Annotated in this window: 15 protein-coding genes; 3 read left to right on the top strand and 12 right to left on the bottom strand. The window is 59.8% G+C overall.

The features are described from left to right. The first annotated feature begins 275 nt into the window (after positions 1 to 275). Positions 276 to 1,391: a type III PLP-dependent enzyme domain-containing protein gene (locus KP808_RS12275; protein WP_057403032.1), complete on the top strand. Its 1,116-nt coding sequence runs from the start codon at positions 276 to 278 to the stop codon at positions 1,389 to 1,391. A 24-nt stretch (positions 1,392 to 1,415) separates the two neighbouring features. Then, positions 1,416 to 1,751: a DMT family transporter gene (locus KP808_RS12270; protein ID WP_004662130.1), complete on the top strand. Its 336-nt coding sequence runs from the start codon at positions 1,416 to 1,418 to the stop codon at positions 1,749 to 1,751. Between the two features lie 31 nt (positions 1,752 to 1,782). Here the strand turns inward: KP808_RS12270 and KP808_RS12265 are convergent, their stop codons facing one another. The 11 genes from KP808_RS12265 to KP808_RS12215 all read right to left on the bottom strand — a co-directional run bounded on the left by KP808_RS12265 (position 1,783) and on the right by KP808_RS12215 (position 13,204). Then, the gene (locus KP808_RS12265; RefSeq protein ID WP_058409339.1) at positions 1,783 to 2,580 is read right to left on the bottom strand and encodes a phosphodiesterase; all 798 of its coding nucleotides are present in this window, start codon (positions 2,578 to 2,580) and stop codon (positions 1,783 to 1,785) included. A 120-nt stretch (positions 2,581 to 2,700) separates the two neighbouring features. Beyond that, positions 2,701 to 3,288 carry a peroxidase-related enzyme gene (locus KP808_RS12260; RefSeq protein ID WP_230018678.1) on the bottom strand — a complete coding sequence of 196 codons (588 nt, stop codon included), beginning with the start codon at positions 3,286 to 3,288 and terminating at the stop codon, positions 2,701 to 2,703. After that, positions 3,288 to 3,815 (bottom strand): CMD domain-containing protein, encoded by a 528-nt coding sequence (locus KP808_RS12255; protein ID WP_230018672.1) that lies wholly within the window; start codon positions 3,813 to 3,815, stop codon positions 3,288 to 3,290. Before KP808_RS12255 ends, KP808_RS12260 begins: the two co-directional genes overlap by 1 nt. Before the next feature lie 70 nt (positions 3,816 to 3,885). Further along, entirely contained in the window at positions 3,886 to 5,451 is a 1,566-nt protein-coding gene (locus KP808_RS12250; protein WP_230018664.1) for an ABC transporter substrate-binding protein, read from the bottom strand. A 51-nt stretch (positions 5,452 to 5,502) separates the two neighbouring features. Beyond that, on the bottom strand, positions 5,503 to 6,516 hold the full coding sequence (locus KP808_RS12245; protein WP_230018658.1) for an ABC transporter ATP-binding protein: 1,014 nt from the start codon (positions 6,514 to 6,516) through the stop codon (positions 5,503 to 5,505). Then, positions 6,506 to 7,504, bottom strand: coding sequence for an ABC transporter ATP-binding protein (locus KP808_RS12240; protein ID WP_230018652.1), 999 nt, complete (start codon positions 7,502 to 7,504; stop codon positions 6,506 to 6,508). The genes KP808_RS12245 and KP808_RS12240 overlap by 11 nt, the downstream gene beginning before the upstream one ends. Then, on the bottom strand, positions 7,501 to 8,421 hold the full coding sequence (locus KP808_RS12235) for an ABC transporter permease (protein WP_230018646.1): 921 nt from the start codon (positions 8,419 to 8,421) through the stop codon (positions 7,501 to 7,503). Before KP808_RS12235 ends, KP808_RS12240 begins: the two co-directional genes overlap by 4 nt. Next, positions 8,418 to 9,392 carry an ABC transporter permease gene (locus KP808_RS12230; protein ID WP_230018640.1) on the bottom strand — a complete coding sequence of 325 codons (975 nt, stop codon included), beginning with the start codon at positions 9,390 to 9,392 and terminating at the stop codon, positions 8,418 to 8,420. Before KP808_RS12230 ends, KP808_RS12235 begins: the two co-directional genes overlap by 4 nt. Continuing rightward, positions 9,389 to 10,849 carry an NAD(P)-binding domain-containing protein gene (locus tag KP808_RS12225; protein ID WP_230018635.1) on the bottom strand — a complete coding sequence of 487 codons (1,461 nt, stop codon included), beginning with the start codon at positions 10,847 to 10,849 and terminating at the stop codon, positions 9,389 to 9,391. Before KP808_RS12225 ends, KP808_RS12230 begins: the two co-directional genes overlap by 4 nt. Positions 10,850 to 11,089: 240 nt before the next feature. Next, a complete protein-coding gene (locus KP808_RS12220; protein ID WP_230018621.1) occupies positions 11,090 to 12,040 on the bottom strand; it encodes a LysR family transcriptional regulator in 951 nt (316 codons plus the stop codon). A 108-nt stretch (positions 12,041 to 12,148) separates the two neighbouring features. Continuing rightward, positions 12,149 to 13,204, bottom strand: coding sequence for a GGDEF domain-containing protein (locus tag KP808_RS12215; protein WP_230018619.1), 1,056 nt, complete (start codon positions 13,202 to 13,204; stop codon positions 12,149 to 12,151). Positions 13,205 to 13,607: 403 nt separating this feature from the next. Between KP808_RS12215 and yghX the strand changes: the two genes are divergently transcribed. Further along, on the top strand, positions 13,608 to 14,495 hold the full coding sequence (gene yghX, locus KP808_RS12210; RefSeq protein WP_230018617.1) for a YghX family hydrolase: 888 nt from the start codon (positions 13,608 to 13,610) through the stop codon (positions 14,493 to 14,495). Between the two features lie 145 nt (positions 14,496 to 14,640). Here the strand turns inward: yghX and ydiJ are convergent, their stop codons facing one another. Next, a complete protein-coding gene (gene ydiJ / locus KP808_RS12205; RefSeq protein WP_230018603.1) occupies positions 14,641 to 17,688 on the bottom strand; it encodes a D-2-hydroxyglutarate dehydrogenase YdiJ in 3,048 nt (1,015 codons plus the stop codon). Positions 17,689 to 17,699 lie beyond the last annotated feature (11 nt).

The raw sequence follows: 17,699 nt of genomic DNA, 5'->3' as shown, positions 1-17,699 counted from the left end.
TAAACCTTCGAAATATGACAACTTTAATATATGTATCGAATTATGTATAAGCCACTTTTAAAAGTAGCAAAGTGCTATCCATGTTTATTATTTCAGGGCACGTAAGCAACTGCACCACGCCGACTCAATAGCGTCGTAATCGCACTGTTTTGGCTTATCGTCTTGTATACATGTTTATTAGATCACTGCCGTTAAGTTTGTTCAGCCGCCTGATAAAGCAGTGGCACGAAGCTTGCTCAAACTCTGCTCACACTTCGAAGCCAGGGAAGTTCAACGTGGACACACTTCTTGCACAATTAGCCGACGACACCAACGACACCTTCTATACCGTTGACCCGCGCTGGATCACTCGGAATGCGCAGCAATTCAGTGGCTGTTTTCCAGGTACCGTGCTGTATGCAATGAAGGCCAATCCACTTGTGCAGGTACTTGAAGCCTTGAGCCAGGGCGGTATCAATCATTTTGACGTGGCGTCGCTTGCAGAGGTGCAGACGGTACACAACACGCTGCCCAACGCAGTTCAATACCTGATGAACCCAGTGAAGTCCCGCCATTGCCTGCACGAGGCCTACTATCGGTATGGCGTGCGTTCATTTGTGCTCGACAGTGAGGAGGAACTCTCGAAGTTGCGGGACGTGTTGCCCGAGCGCGACAGCACGATCAGCCTGTTCGTGCGCTACGCACCCTCCGAGTCGACGGCGGTTTATGATCTCAGAGGAAAATTCGGGGCAAGTCCGGTGTTAGCGACGCAACTGGTGCATCAAGTGGCGTCCAGCACCGACTGGTCACTCGGGCTGTCATTCCATGTCGGTTCGCAAGCCATTGAAGACGGCCCGTGGCTCGCTGCCCTCAATGACGCCGATGCCATTGTGCGCGACACCGCCGAGCACGTCAGGCACCTGGATATCGGTGGCGGGTTTCCGGGCAATTACCTGAACTCCATGGGCAATACGCCAGACCTGGTTGGCAGAGTCTGCGAGCATATCCAGACCAGCCCGACACTGAAGGACCTGAACCTGATCTGCGAAGCGGGTCGTGGCCTGGTCTACGGCGGCATGTCGCTATTTGCACGGGTGCTTTCAAGACGCGAACACAGTGTTTTTTGTGGTGCCGGTATTTTTGGCGGTTTGCTCTCAGCCCAGCAGTGGCTGCAATTTCCCGCACGCGTGTGGCGGGACGGCACCCCTTACACCGGTGCAGCGGAAAACACGTTCAATATCTTCGGCCCCACCTGCGACAGCATGGATCGCCTGGCCTTCCCCTACACGCTCGCCAGCGATATCAGGGAAAGCGACTGGCTGGAATTCCAATCGACCGGCGCTTACTCGGTGTCCTTGCGCACCCCGTTCAACGGGTTTTACGCCGACCGCATCATTTCTCTCCCTTCCTGAATGCCTGAAAAGCGATCTGCCGCCATGCTCATAAAAGCCTATTTGTTCCTGCTCGCAGGAATTGTCGCTGAAACAGTGGCGACCATCGCACTGAAAGAAAGTAACGGCTTCACCCGCTGGGTCCCGGTTATTGCCTCTATCGCGGGCTACGGGCTCGGAATCGTCTGCCTGGGGTATGCACAACGGGACTTGCCCATGTCCCTGATCACCTCCATGTGGTCAGGGTTGGGCATTACGCTGATCACTGTCATTGCCGCGTTTCGCTATCAACAGGTGCCCACGTTAATGGCCGTGAGCGGTATCGGCCTGATCATCGCGGGCATCATTCTGGTCAATCTGGCCAAGGAACAAGTGGCCTGACAGCGTCTGGCTGCCAGGCTGATACGTTGGTTCAAGCGAAGTCAAAAGGCCCTTCGAAACGGCCTATTGGCAACCAGTGGGTAATCAGACCAGTGTCGGCCTTCCAGTGGTGCAGCAGCAGCGCTGGAGGCTCGACATAGGAAGCGTCGGCAGCCTCCGGGTGCAGTTGCAAGGCAATGGCCGTCGTTGTGCTCGGTGCCGTACACATCAGCGTGCCGCCAAAGCGCAGTTGCATGAAACGATGAATATGACCGCAAACGATTCTCTCGACAGCCGGGTATCTGGAGACAACCTCGGCCAGCCGCTCGCCTCTTTCACAGCGATAGGCGTCGATGCAGTGAATGCCACTTGAAAACGGCGGCTGGTGCATCATGATCAGCGTCGGTTTGTCAGGCTCCAGCGCCAGCGTGCGATCCAGCCATTGGGTGGCAGTATCGGTCATATCGCCGTGGTGCTGTTCGGGCACGCTGATATCCAGTCCGATGATGCGCATCGGCGCGGAACCCGAGTCGACGAAGCTGCAGTTTTCCTCATTGATGAAGTAATTGTGCTCCGGGAAGGCATTACGCAGGTTCTGCCGATGATCATGGTTGCCCGGTATCATCAAAAGCCTCTGGCGCAGCGGCTGCAGTAGCTCTCGGGCCATTGCGTACTCCTCGGGCCGCCCCTCGTCCACCAGATCGCCGCTGAACAGAATCAGATCAGGCGGCGGATCCAGGGCGTTTATCGTGTCGACGGCAGCTGCCAGCATTGCATTCGAATCGACAACGCCTTGATAAAGCAGCCCTCTGGGCCGTACATGTGTGTCCGAAATGTGCGCTATCAGCATTCCATTACCTCAATCGTGTCCAGGTCGCTTGTTCACTTGTGCAGTGAACCTGCAACGACCGGGCCAGACTTCGCCCCGACCATTACTGAAGCGCGGCAGCGATTGAGAACACCGCAGGCTTTAAACCTCGGGAAACAACGGTTCTCCCAGATTGAGCATGAGCCGATTGGCCCAGGCGAATATCGAGATGGCGTGAATCAGGTCCAGCACCTGCGCATCGTCCAACCCTTGCTCGCGCAGTGCATTGATGTGCCCGGCGTTGAGCGAGGCCGGTTCAAGCGTCAGGTCGATGGCGAACTGCACGATGGCTTTTTCACGCGCGGTCGTACCTGCCGTATGGGGGTCGGCAAATATCTGGGCGATAACATCATTGCGCTTGGCCAGTTGTTCGAAGCGTTGCGCATGCACTGACGCGCAATAGACGCAGCGGTTGATTCGCGACACGACGGTGCTCGCCAGTTCCCGTTCGGCGCGCGACAAGCCACCCGGTGCGTACATGATCGCGTTGAACGCCTGTGAACGCTGGCGAAGGATGTCTGGGTGATGTGCCAGGGTCAGGTAGTAATCCGAGGTCTTGGCCTGCGGATGGCTTTCTTCAAGCACCGCAACCTGCCCGGCGGTCGCGCTGTTCAGGTCCACGGTTGGCAGCCAGGCTTTCCAGCCCAGTACCTGATTGGTGAAACCCTCAATTTCAATCAGTTCGCTCATCAGACTGCTCCGGCAGACTTTAACGCATCCAGCCCTGCGGCCAGACGCACTTGATAGGACAGGAATGCGATCAATTGCGCCAGCACCACGATTTCAGCGGTGCTCAGGCCCTCATGTTGCAGGGCCTGCAGGGCGCTTTGATCGCCGTGTACCGGAGACTCGATCAGGGTGCGGGTAAAACGCAGGATCGCAGCCAGGCGCGGGTCCTCCAGCAGATCGATTCGGCTGGCGCTCACATCGGCCAGTACGCTTGCCTGCGCGCCAGTCGCCTGCAATTGCGAAAGATAATGCTCGCTGAGGGTCGGTTGCAGGCTCAGCAGGGTCGCGTAATAAGCAACCCAGAGACGCTCGTTCAACGACAGGTTGTGCTCCAGCGTCGGGGCAAAAAACAAATCCTGACTACCCTGGGTCGCCAGTGCGACCTTGTCCCGCGCGTGTCGAACTGTGTGCAGCGGACTGCCCGGCGCAATGCCCAACAGGCTATCGAGAGTGTCCGGAGGCGTTGAATGTTCAGTGGTCGATGTCATGACAGGTCCTGCAATGCTGTGGTTGCATGCGCGCAGCCGCTTCAAGAAGCTGCGCAGGAATGAAAGGAGATCAAGGCTGTTCGGTAACCATGGTTGCCGCCGTGCGGTCACTGACCAGCGGCTCGACCTTCAGGCCTTTGCGCGCCGCCCAGATGTTCTGGTAGTGGAACAGCGGGATGATGCCGACGTCGTCGCTGACCACCTGAACCGAGTCCTGAAGAATCTTGCGCCGTTTGGCCTCGTCGAATTCGGCGGTCGAATCAGCCAGTGCCTTGTCCACCAGCGGATTGCTGTAATGCCCCCAGTTGGACGCGCCCTGCCCCTTGCTGCTGTCGACCGTGGTCAGAATGTTGGTCAGGGCATATGCCGCTTCGCCAGTCCCGTTGCCCCAGGCAATCACACTGATCGCCAGTTCATTCTTGTTGGCCTTGCCCGCGTACACAGCCCACGGCAATACCTCCAGCTGGACCTTGACGCCGATCCGCGTCCAGAATTGCGCCACCGCCTGCATGACCTCCGGTGCCTGCGGATAACGGTCGCCTGGCACATGCACAGTCAGTTGGAAGCCTTCGGGAAATCCTGCCTGCGCCAGCAGATCCTTGGCCTGTTTGACGTCATAGGGAATGTTCTTGATCTGCGGGTTGTAACCGAACGTATTGGCCGGCATCCATTGATTGGCCTCGGTGACGGTGCCTTGCATGATGCGTTCATTGATGGCCGGGCGGTTGATCGCCAGGGACAGCGCCTTGCGCACCCGCACATCCAGCAGCGGGTTTTCGGCCAGCGGCTTGCCTGCGTTGTCACGAATGAACTCATTCGGTCCGGCACGGAAGCTCGGTTGAATGATCAGCGCACGCAAGCCCTGATAGGCGAAGACATTGACACTCGGCGTTTTGCGCAGGCGCTCCACATCGGTGGGCGACACCTTGTCGATCACGTCCACATCACCCGCCAGCAAGGCCGCAGTACGGTTGGCGGCGTTGGCGATGAAGCGAAAATCAACGTTGTCCCAGGTTGGTTTCGCGCCCCAGTAGCTGTCGTTACGGGCAAAGATCGTGCGATCACCCGGCACGAATGAGACAAACCGGTAAGGGCCGGTGCCGATCATGGCCTTGCCCGAGTTGTAATCGGCGCTGCTGGCGGTCGCACCTGCATGGCGGCTGACAATGTAGATCGAATCGACGTCCGGCAGCAGGTTGGCATTGGGCAGACGAGTCTTGATGATCAGCGTGTGCTCATCCTTGGCCTTGACCGATTCAACGGTGCGCATGGCACCTGCATAAGACGCGACACTGCCGGGTACGCTGCGGGCGCGCTCGAAGGAGAACACCAGATCGTCGGCGGTCAGCGGCGTACCGTCCTGCCATTTCACGTCATCGCGCAGGGCAAATTCCCAAGTGGTGTCGTCGACGACCTTCCAGCTCTTGGCGAGGCCCGGCAGGGTCTTGTCATCGCGGCGGCTGACCAGCGATTCAAAGGCATGCAGCGCCACCGAGCGGTCACCGGCATAGTTGTTGAGCTGAGGATCGAGCGACGATACCGGGTCGGCATAACCGATACGCAAGTCCTGCGCCGAGACACTGCCAGCGGCCAGAACGAGGGCCGACGCTAATAACGAACGAACGAGTGGTTTCATGAGTGATTCCTTGTACGCAATGGCAGAGGGTGACGAGCTTCAGGCGCTCGTTCAGCGTTGATCATTCAGATGGCACGCGCTCTGGTGGTTCGGCGAAACCTCCCTCAGCGCTGGAACTTCCTCGCGGCAGCGCGCCATGGCGTGCGGACAGCGAGGGTGGAAATGACACCCGGTTGGCGGGTTCAGCGGGCTGGGGATTTCCCCTTGGATCGCGTCATAACGGGTACTGCGAATATCAAATCGCGGGATCTGCGCCAGCAGGGCTTGGGTATACGGGTGATTGGCACGCGCAAACAGGTCATCGACCGATGCGGTCTCGACCACACGGCCCAGGTACATCACGACCACGCGGTCGCAGAGGTGCTCGACCACGCCCAGGTCATGGCTGATAAACAGATAGGTCAGCCCCAGTTCGTCGCGCAGGTCCATGAACAGGTTGAGAATCTGCGCCTGAATCGACACATCCAGCGCCGCCACCGACTCGTCGCACACCAGCAGTTCCGGTTGCACCGCCAGCGCACGGGCAATCCCGATGCGCTGACGCTGACCGCCGCTGAATTGATGCGGATAGCGCTGGCGCAACTGCGGGCTGAGCCCGGCACGTTGCAACTGGGCACTGACGTAATCATCGGCCCCTTTACGGTCGGTCAGGCCGTGCAGCAGCGCGCCCTCCCCGACGATACGGTCGACCCGCAGGCGCGGGTTGAGGCTTGAAGACGGGTCCTGAAAAATCATCTGCACTTTCAGGCGCAGCGCCTTGCGCTCCTGCGTCGTCAGGCTGTCGAGCGGCTTGCCGTCCACCGATGCGATACCTGACGAGACCGGCAGCAGCCCGGCGACCATGCGCCCAAGGGTCGATTTGCCACAGCCCGACTCGCCCACCAGCCCGACCACCTCGCCACGCATTATCCGCAGGTCGACTCGGTCCACCGCATGGGTCACCGGTTTCGGACGGGTCAGGTGCAGTCGCTGCAGCAGCCCTTGAAGAGAGTGTTCAGCCACTGGTTTGCCGAAGGTCTTGCTGACCTGGTGCAGCTCGACAAGGGGAATCAGATCACTGGGCATCGGCAGCTCCCGGATGAAAGCAGCGAACCGTCTGGCCCGGTCCCGCCTCGTGGGGTTCGGGGTCGCTCTGTACACATATCTGCGACGCTCTGGAGCAGCGCGCCGCAAAGGCGCAGCCGGCAGGCATCGACAGCAGGTCCGGCGCCATGCCGGGTATCTGACGCAGGCGCTGGCCACGCTTGTTGCGACTTGGCAGGCTGTCGATCAGCCCCTGTGTATAAGGATGTTGCGGGCGATCCAGCACCTCGGCGACCGGGCCTTGTTCGACAATGCGTCCGGCGTACATCACTGCCACGTCGTCAGCCAGCCCGGCGATCACGGAAAGATCATGGGTGATCCAGATCAGTGAGGTGCCCTGCTCACGTACCAGCTTCTGCACCTCGCTGAGGATTTGCGCCTGAATGGTGACGTCCAGCGCAGTGGTTGGCTCATCGGCAATGATCAGGTCCGGGGCGTGCAGCAGCGCGATGGCGATCGCCACCCGCTGGCGCATGCCGCCAGACAGTTGATGCGGATAGGCGCGCAGGCGTTCTTCAGGGCTGGCGATGCCCATCAGCGCCAGAGTACGACTGGCATGCTCGCGGGCCTCGCGCCTGCCGAGCGGGCTATGCGCGCGCACCGCTTCGACCATTTGCGTGTCGACCCGCAGCACCGGGTTGAGAGTCATCATGGGGTCCTGAAAAATCATCGCCACCCGATTGCCCTGAATACCGCGCAGTTGCGAGGCAGACAGTTTGGTCAGATCACGTCCTTTGAACAGCACCTGCCCGCCACTGATGCGCCCCGGTTCATCGACAAGGCCGAGAATCGAAAACCCGGTGACCGATTTACCCGAACCCGACTCACCGACCAGGCCGAGAATACGCCCCGGCTGCACGCTCAAGGACACATCACGCACCGCTGGCAGCACGCCTGCGCGGGTATGGAACGAGGTGCACAGCCCTCGCACATCAAGGGTTGGCTGTGCTGACACTTCAGGCAGGCTCATCGCTGCAACCTCGGGTTGAGAACATCACGCAGACGGTCACCGACCAGATTGATCGCCACAATGGTGATCAACAGCGCCAGCCCCGGAAACAGGCTGATCCAGTATTCGTTGCTGAGCATGTACTGAAAGCCGTTGGCAATCAGCAGCCCCAGTGACGGCTCGGTCACCGGCACACCCAGACCGAGAAACGACAGGGTCGCTTCCAGGGTAATGGCGCGGGCGATTTGCAGCGCGCCGATCACGATCAACGGTGGCAGGCAATTGGGCAAAATGTGGCCAACCACAATACGCAGCGGCCCCACGCCCTGCCCGCGCGCCGCATCGACGTATTCACGGCGGCTTTCGGTCAGCGCCTGACCGCGTGCGGTGCGCGCGTAATAGGCCCATTCAAGCATTATCAGAGTCAGCATCACGTTGCCGACGCCCTTGCCCAGCCAGGCAAGAATCATCAGCGCCATGAGAATCACCGGGAACGACAGCAGCAGGTCGACCAGACGCATCAGCAAAGCATCGAGCCAACCGCCGACATACGCAGACACCAGCCCGAGCAGCGTACCGATCACTGCCGCAATCAACGCCGAGCCAATGCCGACCCACAGGCTGATACGCAGGCCATAGATAATCGCCGAGACCAGATCGCGGCCCTGCCCGTCGGTACCCAGCCAATAGGTGTAACCGCTGTCCCCATTGAGGCTGCCAGGCGGAATGCGCGCGTCCATGACGTTGAGCTGCATCAGGTCGTAGGGGTTCTGCACCACAATCCACGGTGCCAGGGCTGCAACCAGCACAATGAGCAGCAGGACCACCAGGCCCGTCACCGCAGTGGGCGAGCTGAAGAACTCGGTCAGCACTCGTCGCCAGGGTGACTGGGCCTGCAACAGCGTGCTGCCGATCGGGGCTTTTTCAATGACATTCATCGGGATGCCTCGATGCGTACGCGTGGGTCCAGCAGGTAATACAGGCCGTCAACGATCAGGTTGAGCACCACGAAAATCACCACGACCACCATCAGGTAAGCGACCACCACCGGGCGATCAAGCATGTTGATGCTGTCGAGGATCAGCTTGCCGGCACCGGGCCAGGCAAAAATGCTCTCGGTTACCACGGCGTAGGCGATGGTCGAGCCCAGTTCCATGGCCAGCACCGTCACCACCGGGATCATGGTGTTGCGCATGACGTGCATGCACATCACACGCATCGGCGACAGGCCCTTGGCCCGGGCGAATTTGACGAACTCCTGAGGCAGCACCTCGCGCACGCCCGCACGGGTCAGGCGCAGCACCAGCGAAATCTTGAACAGCGCCAGGTTCAGCGCAGGCAGTAACAGATGTTGCAAACCGTCCAGCGTCAGCCATGACCATTGCACACCCAGCCATTCACGGGTTTCGCCCCGGCCACTGGCCGGCAACCAACCCAGCGTGATCGAGAACAGCATGATCATCATCAATGCCACCCAGAACGCCGGCAGCGAAAAGCCGACGATGCTGGCGGCCATCATCAGCCGGGAAAGCGGATGCTCGGGGTACATACCGGCGAACATGCCCAGCGGCACACCGATGACCACAGCCAGAAACAGGGCGCTGAACGCCAGCTCAAAGGTCGCGGGCAAGCGTTGCAGAATCAGGCGCATGGCATCTTCGTGGTACACAAAGCTTTGCCCAAGATTGCCGTGAACCGCGCCTTTGAGAAAAATCAGGTACTGCTGCCACAGCGGCTGGTCCAGCCCCAAATGCGCGATGGCCTGCATACGCTCGGCCTGATTGAGGTCTTCACCCACCAGAATATCCATCGGATTACCAATGGCATTGAGGCCGACGAACACCACCACGGTCATCAACATAATGACCAGCAACGACTGAGTGAGCCGGCGCAGCGCCCAGCCTATCATTGGCGCAGCTCTTCAGCGTTCGGCTGGCTGGCCACCCACTCATCGCCCAGCAGCTCTGGCTCGGCGTAATCGAGCATGGTGTCGAAATGCAGCGCGATGTCCTCAATGAACAGCTGTCCGACCAAGGCATGGGCCAGACGTTTGGAGCCTTCGCTGATGGCAGGAATATCCCCGGATACTGCGCCATAGCTCAGCGCTGCCGGGTAACTGAAGCAGTGGATATGGTTCAGCCCTGGACAGCCGCCGGGGGTCTTTTCCTGAAATTCGAAGCAGTTGCCCAGATCCGGCAGCGCAGCCAGTTCGGCATCGGTTTCGCCGCTCGGTGCCTGGAAGCGATCCTGCCAGACGCGGATCTGCGCAGAGAATGGCGCAAATTCCGGGCGCTGCCGGAAGTCGGTGCGAAACCCGGTGGCAAATACCACGAAATCTGCTTCGATACGGGCCTTCGGCGTATTCAGCCACACGCCGCCAGCCGGGTTCTGTTCGACTGAAAGCACCGGGCTGTCGAGCATGAAGCGGGCTCTGCCCGAACCAGACACTCTGAGCGTACTGCCGCGTGGCGGTGGCACTTGCTGGGTGTTCAGGTAGTGACGAATGCGCCATTTCCAGATATCCGGCAGGCGCCAATAACCGTGAACCATGCCCGGGTTACCGACTCCCTTGCCTTTGTTGATGCGAGGCAGCTCGGCGCGCCGGATGAGCAGGTCAACCCGCGTTGCGCCCGCTTCAAGCGCAGTGGCGGCGCTGTCCATGGCCGATGCGCCACCGCCAATGACTGCCACACGTTTGCCGGTGAACCAGCCATCCTGCAGGCCCGCCGCCGAATGCGTCCACAAATGCTCCGGCAACTGCCGGGCGAAATCCGGCACCCAGGGGCCGCCCAGACCGTCACGGCCCGTGGCGAGCACCACATGCCGGGCCAGCAGGAATTGTGTTTGCACAGGCGTCACGATATCCAGTTCGATAAGGCCGTCCGTTCTGGGTGCGACCCGGCTCACCCGGTGTTCGTTGCGTACGTCCAGCGCCAGCACCTTGCGATACCAACGCAAGTATTCGGCCCATTGCAGGCGTGGAATCTTGTCCAGTAATGCCCAGCCGTCGATACCGAATTGCGCTTCGTACCAGGCGCGGAAGGTCAGCGCAGGTAGCCCCAGCGCCGGTCCGGTCAGTTGCTTTGGCGAACGCAGGGTTTCCATTCGCGCGGTGGTTGCCCAAGGGCCTTCGAAACCGGCCGGGGACTGATCGAAAATCACCGCCGCCACGCCGAGGTTGCGCAGTTCTGCGGCCAGAGCAAGACCGGCCATGCCGCCGCCGATGATCGCCACATCAAGCACTGCCTGCCCGGCGCTCATCCTGGCTTTGACCCAGGGCCTGGCGGGCAGATCCAGCCAGGCCAGATCCTGCTGCAAACGAGCTTCCAGGGCCGCCAGACCGGCGGGTGCATTTACATCGGACATTGATCGGTACTCGAAAAAATGTTCGGGCCACAAGCCCAAGCGGTGACTCAAACACTTCAAGAATCATTCCAATGTCGCATTAAATGAATTCTTTAAGCCCTTGAATGCTTAATTCGAATAGTAAAAGGCGCTTTTTATTCTCGCAATGCGCAAAAAAGCATATTGATATTCCTGAATGGAATTTTAACGAGCTTCGCGTGCTGTGCCGTGGGGCGTCACGACATCCATTGCATCTCCCGCTCACTCGGCATAAATGCTCTGCAACAGGGCATCGTGCGCGCTGGCTTCGTGCATGATCATTCCCGGCAACAGGGTTTTTGCGCTGTCGGCAATCTCATCGATCAGCGCGCTTGCCACATCGGACAACGGGCTGGCGAAGGCTGAAATCAGACCGAAGAAAAACGGGATGTTGCAGGCGATTGGCCGGACCACTACACCTTGCAACGGCACGCCGATGGCGGTGAAAGGATCGACCAGCGCAATGCCCAGCCCGACTCTGGCCATTTGCATGGCGATCAGGGACGTATTGGTGTCAAGCATGCGCGGCGGCTGACCGCCCGCGTCCTGAAACGCCTTGTCGATGCGTCGACGAAAGCGATACGGGTTGGCCATGGTGATCAGCGTTTGCTGACGCAGCAGCTCCATCGACAGCACTTCATGGGTGGCCAGCGTAGAATCGGCAGGCAATACCGCCACGCAAGGCGCCTCGCCGATCCAGTGGATTTCCAGGCCGCGATGCTCCAGCGGCAGGCTTACCGCGCCCAGGTCCATGGTTTTCGACAACACCGCCTGAACCACATTCTCCGGGGACATGCTCTGCAACTGGATCTGCTGCGGACGCAGATGCTCAGGCAAGCGCGACAAGGCCGTGGGCAGCAAACCAGCCGCCAGGGCGGAGATCGCTACCAGCTTGATCTGGTGATTTTCTTCCTGGGCAATATGCTGCGCACGTTGGCGGATATTCCGTACGCCCAGCAACGCGCTCTCCACTTCGCCATACATCATGAACGCCTTGTGGGTAGGCGTGACCTTCGGCCCGCTGCGCTCGAACAAGGCAAAGCCCAATTCCTGCTCAAGCTCCTGAATGGCACGTGTAACCGATGGCTGAGAACGGCCGAGCATTTTCCCGGCAGCAGTGACACTGCCTGCCGACATGACCGCCGCGAAGGCTTCGAGCTGACGCAAATCCATAAGCATGCCTTGATCGATACATAGCCAATGAGGAAGCGCGACGCAGTGCGCCCCCTGTTCAAAGCGCGAAAGTCTACACGCTGATGGAGCACTGGGTGAATGAACACCTCACCCGGCGATCATTACCCGGTTTCGGCCTTGTTGTTTGCCCAGATAAAGCGACGTGTCGGCACGATTGAGGGTTATCTGAAAGGTCTCGCCCGCAGCAAGGGTTGCCATGGCAAGGGTTGCGGTGACCGCAATGCTGCGTTCATCGATCTGACCGGCCTCTTCGGCGATACGCCGCCAGATGCGCTCCGCCACCCGCAGTGCATCATCGGGCGCGGTGTCCGGCATCAGCACCAGAAACTCCTCCCCGCCCCAACGGGCAGCCATATCGCTGTTGCGCACGCTTGAACTGATGACTTCGGCAACCCGCTGCAACACCGCGTCACCGGTCTCATGTCCGTGGAGATCATTGATCTGTTTGAAATGGTCGATGTCGAGCAGGATCAGTGAAGCCGAGAACCCCTGACGCCTTGCCTCCAGCTCGCGTATGCGATGCAGCACTCTCCTGCGCGTATAAAGGTTGGTCAGGCTGTCGCGGTTGGCAATATGAAACAGGCTCAGTTGCATCGACGACGTGAAACGTACCGAGAGTGCGGTGGCATAAATCGACAGGACGGTAGCCGTCAGCACGTTGACGATACCGAACGCATCAAGCACGTTCTGGCTAAGGCCGGATCCCTGCCCCATGTGGCGGCGAAAGGCGAAGCATCCGACCAGCGACAGGAGTATCGCCAGGCTGTAGGCAATGCGTCTGATCGCAACCAGTTGAAAAGTAAAGGCAATGATCGGGATCACGCAGAACAGGTAAAAGCTGAAGTTGCTTTCCCAGCCCAACTCCCATGTCGCGAGCAGTGCATGGCCGATGATCTCCAGGCACATCAGCTGTCCGGCCTGTCGATAGCGCTGCCTGCGGATCAGGTAAAGGCAGTTAACGTAGAGCAGCGTGCTGACGATGTTCGCCACCCACAGGACCTTGATGCCCAGCCCCAGAAACACCACCAGCAAGACACAGTGAATGCCCAGCGCGACATAAACGATCGGAGTGATGTGTTTCCAGAACTGGATAGCCGTGTCCTTGAACAGCTGGGTGCGGTCTTCCGTCGGGAGGGTCATCATCACGTTATCTCGAAATGCAGGTGGAATATGACCATGAGCGTGGGGTGAAGATCATGATGTGTTGTCGGCCTGAACCGACGCTGCTTGATACGGCGGCTCGATAATATGTTGGCTTGCACAGCGCAAACGCCGCGGCATGTGCCGAAGGAGTCAAATGGACATCACTGTTGGCAAGTAGTGCAATCAGATGGCTGATTTTCCTGATCGGCTGGCAGCCGGCACTGGCCTGCACATCAGGCTCGCTGGCGCGGATCGGGAATGGATGGCGGTTTTTCTTCAATTTGCAGTAGCGATCCCGATGTTCTGGAAATACTATCGGGACCGGACATTGTGTTGATCGCGCTGTGCCCATCAGCCCGCCAACACCCAGGCAGCCCTGAATGATTCAGAAGGAAGCGTACTGATGGAACGTCTCACTGCAAAAGACTTTGCCCCTGAATTGCTTGAGCTTTACGACTATTACGCGCACGGCCGGATCAATCGACGCGAGTTTCTTGATCGTGCTGCGCTGTTCACCTTCGACGGCCTGACCGCCAGCGCGCTGCTCGCTTCCCTCAGCCCCAACTACGCGCTGGCCGAACAGGTGGAATTCACTGACCCGGACATCGTTGCCGAGTACGTCTCCTACCCCTCCGCCAAGGGCCACGGTCAGGTTCGCGGCTATCTGGTACGCCCGGCAAAAGCCACCGGTAAAGTACCGGCAGTGGTCGTGGTGCATGAAAACCGCGGTTTGAACCCCTATATCGAAGACGTTGCCCGTCGTGTGGCCAAAGCCGGTTTCATCGCGCTGGCACCTGACGGCCTGTCCTCGGTCGGCGGCTATCCGGGCAATGACGACAAGGGTCGGGAGCTCCAGCAGACCGTTAACCCGGAAAAGCTCATGAACGATTTCTTCGCTGCCATCGAGTGGCTTATGAAGCATGACGCGAGCACCGGCAAGGTCGGCATCACCGGTTTCTGCTATGGCGGCGGCGTGGCCAATGCTGCGGCTGTGGCGTACCCGGAACTGGGCGCTGCCGTATCGTTCTATGGCCGCCAGCCCAACGCCGAAGACGTGGTGAAGATCAAGGCGCCGGTGATGATTCACTACGGCGAACTGGACACCCGCATCAACGAAGGCTGGCCCGCGTACGAGAAAGCCCTGAAAGCGGCTGGCACGACGTACGAAACGTACATCTATCCGGGCGCCAACCACGGCTTCCACAACGACTCCACCCCACGTTACGACGAGGCCGCGGCCAAACTGGCCTGGGAGCGGACGCTGGGGTGGTTCAACAAGTACCTGGTTTAAGTTCTGGTTGAGCGGCGCGGCGCAGATCGGTGACGCAGAGCGTCACGCAAGGCATTCCCACGCAGGGGCGTGAGGAACGATAGTTTTGTAACTATCGTGCCCATGCTCCGCGTGGGCATGCCGTTCTGGACGCTCTGCGTCCTCTCTATAGCGCCCTCACCCGTTCCAGCAGTACCTGTAGTGGATGCTGCACCACTTTGCCATCCTGGCGCTTGACCTGGCTGCGGCATGAGTAGCCATCGGCGACCAGTCGACCTTCACCGCCATGCCGGGCCACCAGCGGCTGCCAGGACTGACGATAGATGGTGTCGCTGGTTTTTGCGTTTCGGGTTTCATGCCCATAAGTGCCGGACATGCCACAGCAACCGCTGGCCAGTACATCAAGCCTGAGCCCGGCGCGAGTGAAGGCTTTCTGCCAAAGGCCGACACTGGCAGGCTCGTTGGTCTTTTCAGTGCAATGCGGCAGGAAGTAGTACGTCTCTTCCGATGCCACATCACGACCTTCCTCGACCGTGGACGCCAGCCATTCCTGCGGCAGCATGACCTCGGGTACATTCTCGCTGCCCAGCGTCTTGCTGTACTCCTGGCGATAGACCAGGGTCATGGCCGGGTCCAGACCGATCAGCGGAATGCCGTACCCTGCCAGCTTGCCAAGCGACTGGCTGTTGAAACCGGCAGCCTTTTCGAACGCGGCCAGAAAACCCTGCACGTGCAGCGGCTTGCCATTGGGTGCGAACGGTGCGAGATAAACCTGGTAACCCATACGCGAGATCAGTTCCAGCCAGTCTGCCGCCAGCGGGGTTTCAAAGTATCGGGTGAACGCGTCCTGAACCAGCACCACCGTACGTTTGCGCTCTTGCTCGCTCAACGCGGCCAGACGCTGCGGCGTGGCAATGCCGACATTCCAGCGCGCGCAGGCCGCGCGAAAGTCCATCAGGCTGAGCAATGGGCTGTCGACCATACCCGCGACGTGCTCAAGCAGGTAACGCACCGGTTTTGCGCCCATGATCGCGTTGTACAACCGGGGAAAGCGCGCCAGATGCGGAATGCTGAACTCCAGCGAGCCAATCAGGTAATCCTTGATCGGGCGCAGGTAACGGCTGTGGTACAGCTCCAGAAAACGCGAGCGGAATTCAGGTACGTTGACCTTGACCGGGCACTGTCCCGCGCAGGACTTGCAGGCCAGACAACCGGCCATGGCATCGTAGACTTCATGAGAGAAATCCTTTTGCCCCGCTACTCTGGCCACACTGTTGACGGTTCGCTCGGCTAGGCTTTTCAGCACGTTGGCGTTCCGCGCCCTGGCGCTGGCAGTCAGGACGTTGACATCCTGCTCGCCTTGCAGACGCAGCCATTCCCTGACCAGCGAAGCGCGGCCCTTGGGTGAGTGAATGCGGTCACGTGTGGCTTTCCATGACGGACACATGGCATCGTCGGTGTCGTAGTTGTAACAGGCACCGTTGCCATTACAGTGCAGCGCGCTGTCATAGCTCTGCCAGACCCGTTCGTCGATCGTGCGGTCCAGGTCGCCACGCAGCTTCACCTCGTCCACCAGGGTCAGGCGCGCATCGGGCACCGTCGCCGGTGTGGCAATCTTGCCGGGGTTGAGCTGGTTGAACGGGTCGCACGCGGCCTTGAGCGCCTGCAACGCAGGGTACAACTCGCCGAAATACTCAGGCACGTATTGCGAACGCAGGCCCTTGCCATGCTCGCCCCACAGCAGCCCGCCGTAGCGCTTGGTCAGCGCGGCGACGGCGTCAGAGATCGGGCGAATCAACGCAGCCTGCGCAGGGTCTTTCATGTCCAGAATCGGTCGTACGTGCAGCACGCCTGCATCAACATGGCCAAACATGCCGTATTGCAGCCCGTAGCTGTCCAGCAGCGCACGAAACTCCTGAATGTAATCGGCAAGGTTTTCCGGTGGCACAGCCGTGTCTTCAACAAACGGCTGCGGCCGCGCTTCACCCTTGACGTTGCCGAGCAGCCCTACCGAACGCTTGCGCATGGCGTAGACGCGGTTTACCGCAGCGCTGCCGGTTGCCAGGGTATGACCTAGGCGCACCACCGAGGTGTCTTTTTGCAGATGAGCGACGAATGCATGGACGCGCTGTTCCACTTCGTCCAGCTCATCACCACTGAACTCGATCAGGTTGATGCCCAGAGTCGGCGTGGCCGGGTCCTGCGGGAAATACTCGGCCACGCCGTGCCAGACGATATCCTGCATGGCCAGCATCAGCACTTTGGAGTCCACGGTCTCGATGGACAGCGGCTTGTGCGCCATCAACGCCTTGGCATCCCGCAGAGCGTCCATGAAACCGGCATAACGAACGTTGACCAGAATCGAATGTTTGGGGATTGGCAGGACGTTGAGTCGGGCCTCGACGATAAAACCCAGCGACCCCTCGGAACCGCACAGCACGCTGTTGAGGTTGAAACGCCCGTCTTCCTCACGCAGGTGCGCCAGATCGTAACCGGTCAGGCAACGGTTGAGCGGCGGAAAAACGTCCTTGATCAATTGCGCCTGCGTATCGGCGATCTGCTGCGCACAGCGATACACATCGCCAGCACGGTCAACACGCGCTTGCTCGCTGGCCAGCTGCTCAGCGCTGAATGCCTGACTGTTGACGTAGGAACCACCGAGCAGCACGGTCGTCAGTTCCAGCACATGGTCACGGGTTTTGCCGTAGGTGCAACTGCCCTGCCCGCTGGCGTCGGTGTTGATCATGCCGCCAATCGTGGCGCGGTTGGAGGTCGACAGTTCCGGCGCGAAAAACAGCCCGTGCGGCTTCAGCGCTGCGTTGAGCTGGTCCTTGACCACGCCGGTCTGCACCCGCACCCAGCGTTCCTCGACGTTGATTTCAAGGATATTGTTCATGTGCCGCGATAGATCGACCACCACGCCGTCGGTCAACGACTGCCCATTGGTCCCTGTGCCTCCGCCACGCGGGGTCAGCACCACCTGCTTGTGCTCGGGCCGCGCTGCCAGGCGGGCGACAATTGCCACATCATGGCTGTCCATCGGGAACACCGCAGCCTGCGGCAGGCGCTGATAGATGGAGTTGTCAGTGGCCAGCACAGTACGCGAGCCGAGGTCCCTGGCTATTTCGCCGCGAAAGCCGCCCTCCACCAAGGCATTGAGGAAACGATCATAGTGACCGACCTGCTCGGAGGTCGGCTTCAACAGCGCAATCATGGTGGTCTTCC

The sequence above is a fragment of the Pseudomonas savastanoi genome, from assembly GCF_020917325.1.
Taxonomy (GTDB): Bacteria; Pseudomonadota; Gammaproteobacteria; order Pseudomonadales; family Pseudomonadaceae; genus Aquipseudomonas; species Aquipseudomonas amygdali.
Note: the sequence above shows the minus strand (reverse complement) of the source record. Positions and strands in the feature narration are given on the sequence as shown.

Bases quoted from the DNA above. Each gene is read 5' to 3' on its own strand.
- KP808_RS12270 (WP_004662130.1), top strand. From the start codon at position 1,416: ATGCTCATAAAAGCCTATTTGTTCCTGCTCGCAGGAATTGTCGCTGAA.
- KP808_RS12265 (WP_058409339.1), bottom strand. From the start codon at position 2,580: ATGCTGATAGCGCACATTTCGGACACACATGTACGGCCCAGAGGGCTG.
- yghX (WP_230018617.1), top strand. From the start codon at position 13,608: ATGGAACGTCTCACTGCAAAAGACTTTGCCCCTGAATTGCTTGAGCTT.
- KP808_RS12215 (WP_230018619.1), bottom strand. From the start codon at position 13,204: ATGATGACCCTCCCGACGGAAGACCGCACCCAGCTGTTCAAGGACACG.
- KP808_RS12260 (WP_230018678.1), bottom strand. From the start codon at position 3,288: ATGAGCGAACTGATTGAAATTGAGGGTTTCACCAATCAGGTACTGGGC.
- KP808_RS12250 (WP_230018664.1), bottom strand. From the start codon at position 5,451: ATGAAACCACTCGTTCGTTCGTTATTAGCGTCGGCCCTCGTTCTGGCC.
- KP808_RS12255 (WP_230018672.1), bottom strand. From the start codon at position 3,815: ATGACATCGACCACTGAACATTCAACGCCTCCGGACACTCTCGATAGC.
- KP808_RS12235 (WP_230018646.1), bottom strand. From the start codon at position 8,421: ATGAATGTCATTGAAAAAGCCCCGATCGGCAGCACGCTGTTGCAGGCC.
- KP808_RS12245 (WP_230018658.1), bottom strand. From the start codon at position 6,516: ATGCCCAGTGATCTGATTCCCCTTGTCGAGCTGCACCAGGTCAGCAAG.
- ydiJ (WP_230018603.1), bottom strand. From the start codon at position 17,688: ATGATTGCGCTGTTGAAGCCGACCTCCGAGCAGGTCGGTCACTATGAT.
- KP808_RS12220 (WP_230018621.1), bottom strand. From the start codon at position 12,040: ATGGATTTGCGTCAGCTCGAAGCCTTCGCGGCGGTCATGTCGGCAGGC.
- KP808_RS12240 (WP_230018652.1), bottom strand. From the start codon at position 7,504: ATGAGCCTGCCTGAAGTGTCAGCACAGCCAACCCTTGATGTGCGAGGG.
- KP808_RS12225 (WP_230018635.1), bottom strand. From the start codon at position 10,849: ATGTCCGATGTAAATGCACCCGCCGGTCTGGCGGCCCTGGAAGCTCGT.
- KP808_RS12230 (WP_230018640.1), bottom strand. From the start codon at position 9,392: ATGATAGGCTGGGCGCTGCGCCGGCTCACTCAGTCGTTGCTGGTCATT.